Annotated in this window: 12 protein-coding genes; 2 read left to right on the plus strand and 10 right to left on the minus strand. The window is 67.3% G+C overall.

Annotated features, from left to right (window positions below; all coding sequences use genetic code 11):
- Positions 1 to 8: 8 nt before the first annotated feature.
- Complete coding sequence (locus GGR43_RS06100; RefSeq protein ID WP_188071061.1) at positions 9 to 1,337, plus strand: ammonium transporter; 1,329 nt, start codon at positions 9 to 11, stop codon at positions 1,335 to 1,337.
- Between the two features lie 222 nt (positions 1,338 to 1,559).
- Here the strand turns inward: GGR43_RS06100 and GGR43_RS06105 are convergent, their stop codons facing one another.
- The 6 genes from GGR43_RS06105 to GGR43_RS06130 form a co-directional block, all read right to left on the minus strand.
- On the minus strand, positions 1,560 to 1,994 hold the full coding sequence (locus tag GGR43_RS06105; protein WP_188071062.1) for a protein tyrosine phosphatase family protein: 435 nt from the start codon (positions 1,992 to 1,994) through the stop codon (positions 1,560 to 1,562).
- 93 nt (positions 1,995 to 2,087) lie between these two features.
- The gene (locus GGR43_RS06110; RefSeq protein WP_188071063.1) at positions 2,088 to 3,914 is read right to left on the minus strand and encodes an ABCB family ABC transporter ATP-binding protein/permease; all 1,827 of its coding nucleotides are present in this window, start codon (positions 3,912 to 3,914) and stop codon (positions 2,088 to 2,090) included.
- A gap of 317 nt (positions 3,915 to 4,231) precedes the next feature.
- A complete protein-coding gene (dapD, locus tag GGR43_RS06115; protein WP_188071199.1) occupies positions 4,232 to 5,089 on the minus strand; it encodes a 2,3,4,5-tetrahydropyridine-2,6-dicarboxylate N-succinyltransferase in 858 nt (285 codons plus the stop codon).
- Positions 5,090 to 5,091: 2 nt separating this feature from the next.
- Positions 5,092 to 5,757 carry a pyrimidine 5'-nucleotidase gene (locus GGR43_RS06120; protein WP_188071200.1) on the minus strand — a complete coding sequence of 222 codons (666 nt, stop codon included), beginning with the start codon at positions 5,755 to 5,757 and terminating at the stop codon, positions 5,092 to 5,094.
- A gap of 11 nt (positions 5,758 to 5,768) precedes the next feature.
- On the minus strand, positions 5,769 to 6,506 hold the full coding sequence (mtgA, locus tag GGR43_RS06125) for a monofunctional biosynthetic peptidoglycan transglycosylase (RefSeq protein ID WP_188071064.1): 738 nt from the start codon (positions 6,504 to 6,506) through the stop codon (positions 5,769 to 5,771).
- Between the two features lie 143 nt (positions 6,507 to 6,649).
- Positions 6,650 to 7,645 carry an adenosine kinase gene (locus GGR43_RS06130; RefSeq protein ID WP_188071065.1) on the minus strand — a complete coding sequence of 332 codons (996 nt, stop codon included), beginning with the start codon at positions 7,643 to 7,645 and terminating at the stop codon, positions 6,650 to 6,652.
- A 138-nt stretch (positions 7,646 to 7,783) separates the two neighbouring features.
- Between GGR43_RS06130 and GGR43_RS06135 the strand changes: the two genes are divergently transcribed.
- A complete protein-coding gene (locus tag GGR43_RS06135; RefSeq protein ID WP_188071066.1) occupies positions 7,784 to 8,179 on the plus strand; it encodes a hypothetical protein in 396 nt (131 codons plus the stop codon).
- Between the two features lie 98 nt (positions 8,180 to 8,277).
- Here the strand turns inward: GGR43_RS06135 and queG are convergent, their stop codons facing one another.
- The 4 genes from queG to GGR43_RS06155 are packed head-to-tail and all read right to left on the minus strand — an operon-like array spanning position 8,278 to position 13,242.
- Complete coding sequence (gene queG / locus GGR43_RS06140; protein WP_188071067.1) at positions 8,278 to 9,336, minus strand: tRNA epoxyqueuosine(34) reductase QueG; 1,059 nt, start codon at positions 9,334 to 9,336, stop codon at positions 8,278 to 8,280.
- A gap of 39 nt (positions 9,337 to 9,375) precedes the next feature.
- Positions 9,376 to 11,253, minus strand: a complete 1,878-nt coding sequence (locus tag GGR43_RS06145) for a hypothetical protein (protein ID WP_188071068.1) — start codon at positions 11,251 to 11,253, stop codon at positions 9,376 to 9,378.
- Positions 11,250 to 11,654, minus strand: coding sequence for a GtrA family protein (locus GGR43_RS06150; RefSeq protein ID WP_188071069.1), 405 nt, complete (start codon positions 11,652 to 11,654; stop codon positions 11,250 to 11,252). Before GGR43_RS06150 ends, GGR43_RS06145 begins: the two co-directional genes overlap by 4 nt.
- Positions 11,655 to 11,658: 4 nt before the next feature.
- Positions 11,659 to 13,242: an NAD(P)/FAD-dependent oxidoreductase gene (locus GGR43_RS06155; protein WP_284277295.1), complete on the minus strand. Its 1,584-nt coding sequence runs from the start codon at positions 13,240 to 13,242 to the stop codon at positions 11,659 to 11,661.
- Between the last annotated feature and the right edge of the window lie 100 nt (positions 13,243 to 13,342).

Consider the following 13,342-nt stretch of genomic DNA (forward strand, 5'->3'; position numbering starts at 1 on the left):
GGGAAATAATGACCATTTCCAAAAAGCTTTGCGGAACGGCGGCGGCGCTGGGCGCCACGCTGGCCGCCTCCGTTCCGGCCTGGGCGCAGGACGCCGCAGCGGCGGCCGCGCCGGTGCCCAATCCGGGCAACAATGCCTGGATGATGACGTCCACGCTTCTGGTCTTCCTGATGATCCTGCCGGGTCTGGCGCTGTTCTACGGCGGCCTCACCCGGTCGAAGAACATGCTCTCGACGATGACCCAGATCGGCGCGGCGAGCGCCTTCGCGATGCTGGCCTGGGTGATCTGGGGCTATGGCACCGCCTTCGGACCGGAAGGCAACAGCTTCATCGCCTGGGGCAAATATTTCCTCTCCGGCATCACGCCGGACAGCACGGCGGCGACCTTCACCGATGAGGTGATCTCCGAATATGTGTTCGTCTGCTTCCAGATGACCTTTTCCGCCATCACCATCTCGCTGGTGATCGGCGCGGTGGTCGAACGGATGAAGTTTGCCGCGATGATGGTGTTCACGCCGATCTGGCTCACCATCGTCTATTACCCGATCGCCCATATGGTGTGGGCGGGCGGCGGCCTGTTCTTCGACATGGGCGCGCTCGATTTCGCGGGCGGCACGGTCGTGCACATCAATGCGGGCATCTCCGCCCTCGTCGCCTGCATCATCCTGGGCAAGCGCATCGGCTATCCCAAGGAACCGATGCCGCCGCACAGCCTGACGCTGACGATGGTGGGCACCGGCCTGCTGTGGGTCGGCTGGTTCGGCTTCAACGCCGGTTCCGCGCTGGAAGCCAATGGCTCGGCCGCGCTGGCGATGATCAACACCTTCGTCGCCACCGCCTCCGCCGCCCTGGCGTGGATGCTGGTGGAAAAGCTGGCGGGCCACAAGCCCTCGGCCCTCGGCTTCTGCTCCGGCGTGATCGCGGGCCTGGTCGCGGTAACCCCGGCGGCGGGCAACAGCGGCCCGTTCGGCGCGATCGTGCTGGGCGCCGTCGCCTCGATCATCTGCTTCATCGCGGTGTCGAAGCTGAAGCCGATGTTCGGATATGACGACTCGCTCGACGCCTTCGGCATCCACGGCGTGGGCGGCATCGTCGGCGCGATCGGCACCGGCATCGTCTATGCGCCCGGCCTCGGCGGCCCCGGCGGCGCGGACTTCGCGGTCGGCCCGCAGCTCGTGACGCAGATCCTGGCGGTCGTCGCCACGATCATCTGGTCCAGCATCGGCACCGCCGTCGCCATCTACGTGGCCAAGGCCCTGACCGGCCTGCGGGTCAGCCCCGATGTCGAGCGCGAGGGCCTCGACCTCGGCGAGCATGGCGAGCGCGCCTACAACTGATCGAAATTCGGGGCGGGGCCGCCCGGTTCAGGACAGGCCCCACCCGTCACGATGTTCCTCCTGCGAACACACCTGGGCCGGTGCAGCAATGTACCGGCCCTATTTTTATGGGCTTATTGGTTGTTGCATGGCGGGTTGTCGCAGGAAACAGGCGCGACGAAAAAAGGAGCGCCCGCCGGACCGCTCCTTTCAAGCTTTTCTCATCATAAGGAAGGAGGCCGCTCAGCCCTTGTCGGCGGCCAGCGCATCCATGATCTGCCGCACCGGCGTCAGGTCATAGCCTGCGGCGGCGGCGGTGGCGGCGAGCGTGTCGGGCGATTCCCCGGCCCGCGCGCGCGCCAGCGCCCAGAGCAGCGTGGAGCGCGTGCCCGACCGGCAATAGGCGAGCAGCTTGCCCGCCGATGCCGCTTGCAGCGCCTCGTCCATGCCGTCGAGCTGCCACGGGGCGAAGCCGCCATGCGTCACCGGCACCGCGGCATAGCCGATGCCCGCCGCCCGCGCCGCGGCCTCTATTGCCGCGCCGTTGGTCTGGCCGGACTCCTCGTCGTCGGGGCGGTTGTTGAGGATGACGCTGATCCCCATGGCCTTCGCCCGGTCCACATCGGCGACCCCGATCTGCGGCGCGACGAAGATAGTATCGGTAAGCTGGCGAAACATGCGCTGTCCTTCGGAAAAATCCCAGTCGCCTTCCATAGAGCCTTTCCCGGCCGGATCAAATGCTTCCGATGTCCCGCCCCGGAAAGCGCGCCTTCAGGCCTCCGCCTCGGCGGGCAGGGCCGCGCTCTCCTGTTCGGCGGCCTGCCGCGCCCACATCTGCGCATAGACGCCGCCCTGCGCGAGCAGCCCGGCATGGCTGCCGCGTTCGGCGATGCGTCCGGCCTCCAGCACGATGATCTCGTCGGCATCGACCACGGTCGAGAGGCGGTGGGCGACGATGATCGTCGTGCGTCGCCGCGCCATTTCGCGCAGCACCGCCTGGATCGACGCCTCGGTGCGGCTGTCGAGCGCGCTCGTCGCCTCGTCGAGGATCAGCACCGGCGGGTCCTTGAGCAGCGTGCGGGCGATCGCCACGCGCTGCTTCTCCCCGCCCGACAGCTTCAGCCCACGCTCGCCGACGCGAGTGTCGTAGCCCTGCGGCAGCGAGACGATGAAATCATGGATGGAGGCGCCTCGTGCGGCGGCCTCTATCTCCGCCTGGCTTGCGCCTTCGCGGCCATAGGCGATGTTGTAGCCGATGGTGTCGTTGAACAGCACCATGTCCTGCGGCACGATGCCGATGGCGGCGCGCAGGCTGTGCTGGCTGACCTGCGCTATGTCCTGCCCGTCGATGGTGATCCGCCCCGACTGCATGTCGTAGAAGCGGAACAGCAGCCGCGCGATGGTGGATTTGCCCGCGCCGGTCGGCCCGACGATCGCCAGCGTCCGCCCGGCCGGGATGGTGAAGCTGACGCCGTGCAATATCTCGCGCTCGGGATCATAGCCGAAGCGCACATCCTCGAACCGGATCTCGCCCGCCCCGACATGCAGGTCGGGCGCGCCGGGGCTGTCCTCGATCTCGGCGGGCGTGTCGATCAGGCGGAACATCGCCTCCATGTCGATCGCGCCCTGCCGGATCGTGCGATAGACCATGCCGAGCAGGTCGAGCGGGCGGAAAAGCTGGGCCAGCAGCGTGTTGACCAGCACCACGTCGCCGGTGGTGAAGCTGCCCCGGCTCCAGCCCCAGACGGTATAGCCCATCGCGCCCGCCATCATCAGGTTGGTGATCAGCGACTGGCCGATATTGAGCGCGGCGAGGCTGTTTTCCGATTTGACCGCCGCATTGGCGTAATTGCGCATCGCCCGGCTGTAGCGGCGGGCCTCGCGGTCCTCGGCGCCGAAATATTTGACCGTCTCGAAATTGAGCAGGCTGTCGACCGCATGGGCGACGGCATTGGTGTCGAGGTCCACCATGTCGCGGCGCAGATGGTCGCGCCACCGGGTGACGGCGCGGGTGAACCAGATGTAGAGCGCCATCATCGCCAGCGTCGCGGCGACGAGGCCGGGGCCGAATTTCAGGAAGAAGATGACGCAGACGGCGATCAGCTCGATGATCGTCGGGGCGATGTTGAACAGCAGGAAATAGAGCATCGTGTCGATGCTCTTGGTGCCGCGCTCGATCACCTTGGTGACGCCGCCGGTCTTGCGGTCGAGGTGGAAGCGCAGCGACAGGCGGTGCAGCTGCACGAACACATGCTCGGCCAGCCGCCGTGTCGCCTCCTGCCCGACGCGCTCGAACGCGACGTTGCGCAGGTTGTCGAACAATATGCCGCCGAAGCGCGCGCCCGCATAGGCGAGGATCAGCGCGATGGCGAGCGCGGCCTGCGCCTCCATACCCGGCGCCATATGGTCGATCGCGCCCTTGTACGCAAAGGGCATGATGAGCGTGACCGCCTTGGCGACGATGACCAGCATCAGCGCGAAGACGACGCTCAGCCGCAGCGCGGGCGCGTCGGCGGGCCAGAGATAGGGCAGGAAGCGCCGCATCGTCGCGCCGAGGGGCGGCACCGGCTGGTCGGAGGAAGATATATCGGGAGGCATCTCCCGGCCATGTAGGCGCTGTCGGCCCCGATGCCAAGATGCGCGCGTCACGAGAGGGGCGGATGGGAGGGGCGTCTCATTCGCCCGGACCGCATATGGCTGCTGTGGGGGTCACCATATTCGGTCCGGGCAGGTCAGCCAAAGAAGCTGTCCCCGCGACTCACGGCCGGAAGTGGGATCGGGCCATGGCGTCGCGGCCTGATGGTTGGCATGTCATATGCCGAGTTTCAAGTTCTAAAGGATTAAAATCAGGTAATAATCTTATCACGCCGGACGGGGCCTTCCCTACGGCCGGGAAGGCCCGGAACGGGCCTTTGTCAATCGCGCAGCAGATCGTTGATCGCGGTCTTGGCGCGGGTCTGCGCGTCCACGCGCTTGACGATCACCGCGCAGGCCAGATTCGGGCCGGGCGTGCCGTCGGGCAGCGGCTTGCCCGGCAGGGTGCCCGGCACGACGACCGAATAGGGCGGCACCTCGCCGACGAAGATCTCGCCCGTCTCGCGGTCGATGATCTTCGAGGTGCTGGAGATGAACACGCCCATGGCAAGCACCGCGCCCCGGCCGACGCGCACGCCCTCGACCACTTCGGAACGGGCGCCGATGAAGCAATCGTCCTCGATGATCACCGGATCGGCCTGGAGCGGCTCCAGCACGCCGCCGATGCCGACGCCGCCCGAAAGGTGGACGTTCTTGCCGATCTGCGCGCAGCTGCCGACCGTCGCCCAGGTGTCGACCATCGTGCCTTCATCGACATAGGCGCCGATGTTGATGAAGCTGGGCATCAGCACGACATTCTTCGCGACGAAGGAGCCGGCGCGGGCGAAGGCGCCGGGCACGGCGCGGAACCCGGCTTCGCGGAACCATGCCTCGTCGCGGCCCTGGAACTTGCTCGGCACCTTGTCCCACCATGCGCCGCCCGCCGGGCCGCCCGCGATGACGCCGTTGTCGTTGAGGCGGAAGGAGAGCAGCACCGCCTTCTTCAGCCACTGGTTGACCTGCCAGTTCCGGCTTTCGCCTTCGCCCAGCGGTTCGGCGACGCGCGCCTTGCCGCTGTCGAGCAAGGCCAGCGCGCTCGTCACCGCGTCGCGCACCTCGCCCTGCGTGGCGGTGCCGATGTCCGCGCGGGCGTCCCAGGCGGCGTCGATGGTGGCGATCAGGCTGCTGTGGTCGGTCATGCTCATGCTCCCAATATATGCGTCAGAAACGGGGTCAGATGATCCGTTTCGAAGTCGATGAAATCCGTGTGCGCATCGAGATGCCCGCTTTCCGACCCGTTGTTGAGCCAGATGGTGGACATGCCCAGCGCCTTGGCGGGCTTCAGGTTGCGGGCCATATCCTCGAAGAAGGCGGCGCGCGCAAGGTCAATCCCGTGCAGGTCGCGCAGCATCGCATAGCCGTGCGGGTCGGGCTTGGGGCGATAGCCGGTCGCGTGGATATCGTGGATCAACTCGAAATGGAGCGACAGGCCGAGGCGGTCGAGCACCCGGCGCGCATAGGGTTCGTCGCCATTGGTGAAGATCAGCTTGCGCCCCGGCAGCGCGGCGACGCGCGCCACCAGATCGGCATCGACGCTGAGGCAATCGAGATCGATATCGTGCACGAAATCGAGGAAATGATGCGGATCGACGCCATGATGGTGCATCAGCCCGGCCAGCGTCGTGCCATGGTCATGGAAATAGCGCTTCTGGATCGTGCGCGCCACCACCGCGTCGCAGCCCAGCAGCTGCGCGATATAGGCGCCCATACGCACGTCCATCAGCCCGAACAGGTCGGCGCTCGCCGGATAGAGCGTGTTGTCGAGGTCGAATATCCAGCACTCGACATGGGCGAGGCCCTGATGAATCGCGGGGGGCGTCATTTGAGGCAGGCGTCCAGTCCCTGCTGCCGGACGATCTCGATCCGGCGGGCGATGGTCGCGCCATAGCGGCGGGTGAAGCCGGACGGCGCGATCGCCTCGCGCTTCTTGGGCAGCGGCAGCACGGCGGCGATGCGCGCGGCCTCCTGCTTCGTCAGCGTGCTGGCGTCATGACCGAAATAGCGCATCGCGCCCGCATTGGCGCCATAAGTGCCGATGCCGGTTTCCGCGACGTTGAGATAGACCTCCATGATCCGCCGCTTGCCCCACAATGCCTCGATCAGCAGCGTGAACCACGCCTCCAGCCCCTTGCGGAAAAAGCCGCCATTCTGCCAGAGGAATACATTCTTCGCCGTCTGCTGGCTGATGGTGGAGCCGCCGCGAATGCGTCCGCCGCGTTCGTTATGCCTGATCGCCTTCTCGATCGCCTCGGCGTCGAAGCCATGGTGGAGGCAGAATTTCCCGTCCTCGCCAGCGATCGCCGCGCGCGCCATGTCCGGATCCATCTCGCTGAGGCTCATCCAATCCTTGGTGATGCCGTTGCGGTCGAGCAGCATCGTCAGCGTCACCGGTGGCGGCACGAAGCGGTAGATCAGCACCATCGCCACCGACAGCAGCAGGAAACCGCCGACGATCCGCACCGGCCAGCGCAGCCAGCGGCGCCATGCCGGGCCCGCCCCGGTGGACCGGGGCTTCCTGGCGGGGCGGGCTTTGGCGCTGTTCTGTCGGGTGGCCATGGCGCGGTGATAGAGCGTTTTCAAGTCAGATGGAACATCTGACGGCTCGGAAAACGCGGAAAACAAGGAACTTCCAGACTCTGTCCGGTTCAATCTGAACAGGACAGGGTCTGGCGGTGACGGGCGGCGGGCGGAAGCGGAAATCAGAGGCCCGCGGCCGCGCGCAATGCCTTGAGGTCCGCTTCGGGCCGCGCGCCGTAATGGGAGATGACCTCCGCCGCCGCGATCGCGCCCAGCTTCAGGCAATGCTCGATATCCCTGCCGTCGACATGGGCGGCGAGGAAGCCGGCGGCGAACAGGTCGCCCGCGCCGGTGGTGTCGACCACCTGCGCGACCGGCGCGGCGGCGACCTCGTAGCGGATGCCGTCCTGAATCGCGACCGCGCCCTGCTCGCTGCGCGTCGACACCAGCAACGGCACCTTGGGCGCGACGGCGGCGACCGCCTTGTCGAAGCCGTCGATCCGGGTCAGCGCCTGGATCTCCGCCTCGTTGGAGAAGAGGATATCGATCAGCCCCCGGTCGATCAGGTCCATGAAATCGTCGCGATGGCGCTCGATCACGAAGCCGTCGGACAGGGTGAAGGCGATCTTGCGCCCGGCGTCGCGGGCGATGGCGATGGCGTCGCGCATCGCCTTGCGCGGCTCGTCCGGATCCCAGAGATAGCCTTCCAGATAGAGGATGCCCGCCGAGCGGATGAGGTCTGCGTCGAGCGCGGCGGCGGGCAGATGCTGCGACGCGCCGAGGAAGGTGTTCATCGTGCGCTGCGCGTCCGGCGTCACCAGCACGAGGCAGCGGGCGGTCGGCACGCCGCCGGTGGCGAGGGGGGTGGCATAGGTGACACCCAGCGCGCGGATATCATGCGCGAAGATCTGGCCGAGCTGGTCGTCGGCCACCTGCCCGATGAACCCGCATTTGCAGCCCAGCGCGGCAAGGCCCGCCAGCGTGTTGGCGGCCGACCCGCCGCTCGCCTCCAGCGCGGAGCCCATGTGCGAATAGAGCAGGTCGGCGGTTTCCGCGTCGATCAATTGCATGCCGCCCTTGGCGAGCGCATGTTCGGCGATGAAGGCGTCGTCGGCCTGGGCGATAACATCGACGATCGCATTGCCGATCGCGACGACATCCAGAGTGGGCTGGGTCAAGGGCTGGTCCTGTCCATGGGCTGGGGTGTAAACTTTGCGCAGCAGGCCCTAGCGCCCCCCGCGTCCCGGCGCAACTCCCCGCCCGCTCGGCGCCCGCGCGGATTGACGGGCGCGCCGCTCCGGTCCAAGGAACAGGGTATGGCGATACGAAATTTCGGAATCGGTGGCGCGGCCGCGCCCGTCCCGCTGGCGCTGGTCCTTCTGACGCTGGCGCTGTCGGCCTGCGTTTCCGCGCCGGTTGAGCGGCCGGGCAGCAGCGGCGGCATGGCGCCGCCGCCCGCCGTGCAATATAGCCGCTCGCAACCGCTGTTCGGGCTGGAGGCGAAGGACCTGACCGCGCGCTTCGGCGAACCGCGCCTCGACATTCGCGACCGGACGGTGCGCAAGCTGCAATATCTGACGGCGGGCGGCCGCTGCGTGCTCGACGCCTATCTCTACGCGACCGCGCGCGGGCGGGAGCCGACCGTCACCCATATCGATACCCGCCTGACCAATGGGCAGGAGGTGGACCCGGCGTCTTGCGGGATCCGGTAAGGTTACCTGTTCCGCCAGCATTGTGGATCGTTCTTGGCTATATCTCTGTTCGCCCTGAGCCCTTCGACACGCTCGGCCCGAACGGTTGAGGGATGAGGTCACGCAACCGCGGCCACCGCGCCCAGCCGTTCCAGCGCCCAGCGGGCAGCGTCGCGCACCACCTCGTCCTCATCGTCCAGCAGCGCGGCCAGCGGCGGGATCAGCGCCGGGTCGTTGCTGTTGCCCGCCGCGATCGCGGCGTTGCGCACCATGCGGCCCCGGCCGATGCGCTTGATCGGGGAGCCGGAGAATATCTCGCGGAACGCGGCGTCGTCCAGCGCCAGCAGGTCGGCCAGCGACGGCGCGGCCAGTTCCGCCCGGCCAAGGAACTGGTGGTGCGCATGGGCGGCGTCGGCGAACTTGTTCCACGGGCAGGCGGCGAGGCAATCGTCGCAGCCATAGATATGGTTGCCGATGGCGGCGCGGAATTCCTCCGGTATCGGCCCCTTATGCTCGATGGTCAGATAGGAGATGCAGCGGCGCGCATCCACCCGATAGGGCGCGGGAAAGGCGTCGGTCGGGCAGGCGGTCTGGCAGGCGGTGCAGGAGCCGCAATGGTCCCGCTCCGGCTCGTCCGCTTTCAGCCGGGCGCTGGTGTAGATGGAGCCCAGAAAGAACCAGTTGCCGAGCTCGCGGCTCAGCACATTGCTGTGCTTGCCCTGCCAGCCGAGGCCGGCGGCGGCGGCGAGCGGCTTTTCCATCACCGGCGCGGTATCGACGAAAACCTTGAGCGCGCCCGCGCCCTCGTCCACCATCCAGCGGGCGAGCGCCTTCAGCGCCTTCTTCACCACGTCATGATAATCGCGCCCCTGCGCATAGACGGATATCCGCCCCCGGTCCCGCGCCGGGGCCAGCGTCATCGGGTCTTGCGCGGGGGCGTAGCTCATCGCCAGCATGATGACGGATTGCGCCTCCGGCCACAGGGCGGTCGGGGACGCGCGCTGGTCGGCGCGGTCGGCCATCCATCCCATGTCGCCATGATGGCCCTGCGCCAGCCAGTCGCGCAGCCTTTCCCCCGCCAGCGGATCGATGGCGTCGGCATCGCAAATGCCGCAGGCCAGAAAGCCCAGCCGCGCGGCTTCTTCTTTCAGCCGTTGTTCGAAACCCTCGGTCAGCATCGGGCGGACTATAGGCGAAGCGCGCGCGCTTGTCGCCGGTCAGCGTCGCGGGGGCGCTTTCGCCGTCGATCCGGCCACGCGGAAAAGCCGCATGCCGTTCGCATCGGCGGGACCGGCCGGGCTGAGCCATGAGGGAATCTCGCCACGGCTGAGCCGGGCGGCAAGGCCATCGGGCGCATATTTCGCGTAGCGCTTGATCTCGCCCAGCTTCGGCGCGAACAGCAGATAGGCCGCGCCGGTCCCCAGCACGATCCGCCGCGCTTGGTCGGGCGGGGCGATGAAGGCGTCGATCACCTTGCCGATGCCGACGACATTGCGGTGGTGGCCGGTGCCGATCACCGCATGGGGCGTGCGAACGAGGATTTCCGGCCCGACATCCAGCGGCGCGAAGAGAATGGCGGGGGGCAGGGCGGCGAGCTTGCCGATTTCCTGCTTCGAATAGGCGGCCTGATGCTCGCGCTCATTCTCATTCTCCATCGGCCCGGCGGCGGCGTTCGGCCGCGCCAGCGTCAGCAGCGGATCGGTGAGCAGCGCAAGGCCCGCCGGGGTGAGCAGCACGAGCGAGGAGGTGAGGACGACGCGGGACAGCATGTTCGGGCGGGCGGCAATGGGCGGATAGAGCCGGGCGATCATCCAGGCCATGCCCGCAAGGGCCATGAGATGCGCCACCGACATCGCGCGCATCACGAGCAGCGAGACGGCGAAGCTGCCCAGCATCATCCCCAGCAGCGACAGCCATTGCAGGCGGCGGCCGCTATCCCTTTCGGTGAAGGCGGCCAGTGCAAGGCCGGTGATGCCCGCCAGCGAGGGGAGAAGGATGACGAGCACGAGCGGCAGCTTCTGGTCCCACAGCGGCAGCCCCTCCAATACGCCCTGATACCAGAGCGTGTAGACGGTCGGGCTGAGCGTGCGGAACGGACCGGCGAGGCAGATGCCCCCGGTCGCCGCGAACAGCCCCGCCGCGCCCGCGCCCGCGATCATGGCGGGAGCAACGCGGCGCCACGCGGTGCCGTCGCCGAGCAGCCGCCGCCCCAGCAGCATCATCGGGGGCAGCAGCAGCAGCGGCGCGAGATAGACGGGCGACATCGCATCGCAATAGGAAACGAGGCTCCCCCGCCAGCCATGGGTCGCCAGCAGCAGCAGCGCGGATCCGCCCGCGAGCAGGGAAACATAGCGGATGAGGCGCGGCCATTCGTCCGCGCGCGCGGCGTGGCGCAGCGCCACTATGCCGCCCGCTATCGCCGCATAGGGCAGGCCCTCGCTCGAAATGTGGAGCCAGAGCGCGATCGCCGCGCCCATGATCCAGCCGCCCTTGCGCGGATCGGGATGAAGCAGGCCCGCCAGCAGCCAGGCCGCCATCGCGATCTGCCAGCCATGATGGTCGATCCGCATCGGCGTCAGCTGCACGATGATCGGGAAGGACATGCCGAGCATCGTGACCGCCAGCAGTGCGGCACCATTGCCCATCACCCGCCGCAGCGCGCTGAACAGGCCGAGCGCGATCACGCCCAGCGTCAGCAGCGGCACGAGCGCGCAGGCGGTGAGCTCGGCGGCGGCCTGCCCCGTCAGCGGACGCAGCAGCAGGATGACCGCCGCCAGCGGCAGGTCGACGATACGCGACCAGTGCATCGGCCCGCCCAGCGGAGGATTGATCCGGTGCTGGCTGACGTCGAGCCAGCCTTGCCCGGCGAGGAAATCCCGCACCTGCACCAGCCGCAGCGCATCGTCGGGATCGCGAAAATCCATCGTCGCGATCGCGCCGGAGGACAGAAACAGCCAGAACGCCGCATAGCCCAGCCAGAGCAGGCCGAGCAGCAGCAGCGCATTATGCTTCCGGTCCAGCCAGGGCCGGGCGGGGGCCATGCCGTCGATCGGCCGGGCGGGAGAGAGATCGGCCGGAGAAAAGGGGCTGTTCACGCGAAAACCACGCTCCGTCGCAGCATATAGGTGAGGTGAAAGCTGACCGCGATCGCGCCCAGCTTGGCGAGGCGGGCGTCGAGGCCGAGCTTGCTGCCCAGCCCGACGATCGCGCCGGTAATGGCGAGGCCGACAAGGGCGGACGCGACGAACAGCAGCTTCTGCCGTCGCCTGCGCGAGACGAAGCAGGGCGTCTGCCGCGCGAAGACGAGGCGGGAGGACGCCAGCCAGTGCGCCAGCAGGCCGGTGCTGTATCCGGCGGCGGAGGCGGGAACCGGCGGCATGCCGGCGTTCAGCAGGATCATGAACAGCGCCAGGTCGACGCCCAGCGCGATCACGCTCGCCATGACGTAGCGCGCATAGACGATGCGCCAGATCATGCCGGCGATCTGCGCGACCATCGGCTCAGGCCGCCTTGCTCGGCCGCTTCGCCGCAGTCGAACCGGTCTCGCCCGCGACCCGCGCGGGGACATCCCGCACGCTTCCCAGCGCGGCCTGCTCGCCGGTGCTCAGCGCGGCGTGGCTCTGCGCGCCCTCATGGCCCGCCTCATGATATTCCGCATCCTCATTGACCGCCCAGATGTCGTAGAGCCGCTCGCCCGCCTCGATATTGCGGGCGGTCAGCATCGCCGTCATCATCGCATGGTCCTGGTTGTTGTAGCGGTGCATGCCGTTGCGGCCGACCAGATGCAGCGTCGGATATTTCGCCTCCAGCTCGCGGCGCATCGCCTCGACATTGGCGGCATAATGGTCGTCATAGACCGGATAGGCCTTTTCCTGCCGCACCACCGCGCCGCCGACCACGTCCTCCGGCCTGCACAGGCCGAGGATCGCCATTTCCTTCTTCGCCAGCTCGACCAGATCGGCGTCGGAGGAGGACCACAGGCCGTCGCCTTCGAAGCAGAAATATTCGAGGCCGACGCAGGCGATGCCTTCGTCCGGCACCATTTCGGGCGACCAGCTGCGGAAATTCTGCACCCGGCCGACCTTCACCTTGCTGTCATGGATGTAGATCCAATTGTCGGGGAACAGGTCCTCGGAGCGGATCATCAGCGCGACGGTCAGGAAGTCGCGATATTTGAGGTCCAGCGCCTCGCCCATGGTTTCGGGCAGCGGATGGATGCGCCCCGCCAGCTCGCGCATCGGCGCGGAACTGATCACATGGGCGGCGTCGATGATGACGTCGGAACCGTCCTCGCGCGTGGCCGACACGCGCCAGCGGCCGGAAAGCTGGTCCTGCGACAGGCGCTTGAGCGCATGGCCCATCAGCACCTCGTTTCCGGCGGCGCGGACATGATCGCGAGCGGCCTCCCACATCATGCCGGGGCCGAGGCGGGGATAGCGGAAGCTTTCCAGCAGCGTCTTGGTTTCCATGCCGTCATTGGGCCGCCGGTTGAGGCCGAGGCTGCGCTTCAGGCCGTCCAGCACCGCCTTGCCGAGGCTGAGGCCCTTGATGCGCTGCGCCGCCCAGTCGGCGGACATTTCGTCGCAGGGCATGCCCCAGACCTTCTCCGTGTAGGTCTTGAAGAAGATGGAATAGAGCTTGTGACCGAACTGGTTGACGACCCAGTCCTCGAAACTGCGCACATCCTTTTTCGGCGACAGCTTCCAGCGCAGATAGCTCGCCATGCAGAGCGTGGAGCGCCAGATGCCCAGATTGCGCAGCGCCTCGAACGCGCGCAGCGGATAGCTGTAGAATTTGCCCTCATAATAGATACGGCTCATGCGCGGGCGCTGGATGAAGTCGTCGGGAAGGATCTCGTTCCAAAGGTCGACCACTTCCTTCGATTTGGAGAAGAAGCGGTGCCCGCCAATGTCGAAGCGGAAGCCGTCATGCTCGACGGTGCGGCTGATGCCGCCGACATAATGGGGGTCCTTCTCGATGACGGTGACGCGATGGCCGCTTTTGGAGAGGAGATAGGCGGCCGTCAGGCCCGCCGGTCCCGCGCCGATGATCGCGACATCCGTTTCGTGCTTTGCCTTCGACACAAGAATCCCCCGCTTCGATGAAATCATCCAGCAGGGGAATGAAGGAAAATGGATAATGAAGGGTTAACCGGCCGGGCGGTCTGCGCGCCCGGCCCGCGTC

The organism is Sphingobium jiangsuense (assembly GCF_014196495.1).
GTDB classification, from domain to species: Bacteria; Pseudomonadota; Alphaproteobacteria; order Sphingomonadales; family Sphingomonadaceae; genus Sphingobium; species Sphingobium jiangsuense.

Bases quoted from the DNA above. Each gene is read 5' to 3' on its own strand.
- dapD (WP_188071199.1), bottom strand. From the start codon at position 5,089: ATGACCGACCACAGCAGCCTGATCGCCACCATCGACGCCGCCTGGGAC.
- mtgA (WP_188071064.1), bottom strand. From the start codon at position 6,506: ATGGCCACCCGACAGAACAGCGCCAAAGCCCGCCCCGCCAGGAAGCCC.
- queG (WP_188071067.1), bottom strand. From the start codon at position 9,336: ATGCTGACCGAGGGTTTCGAACAACGGCTGAAAGAAGAAGCCGCGCGG.
- GGR43_RS06105 (WP_188071062.1), bottom strand. From the start codon at position 1,994: ATGTTTCGCCAGCTTACCGATACTATCTTCGTCGCGCCGCAGATCGGG.
- GGR43_RS06135 (WP_188071066.1), top strand. From the start codon at position 7,784: ATGGCGATACGAAATTTCGGAATCGGTGGCGCGGCCGCGCCCGTCCCG.
- GGR43_RS06100 (WP_188071061.1), top strand. From the start codon at position 9: ATGACCATTTCCAAAAAGCTTTGCGGAACGGCGGCGGCGCTGGGCGCC.
- GGR43_RS06110 (WP_188071063.1), bottom strand. From the start codon at position 3,914: ATGCCTCCCGATATATCTTCCTCCGACCAGCCGGTGCCGCCCCTCGGC.
- GGR43_RS06150 (WP_188071069.1), bottom strand. From the start codon at position 11,654: ATGGTCGCGCAGATCGCCGGCATGATCTGGCGCATCGTCTATGCGCGC.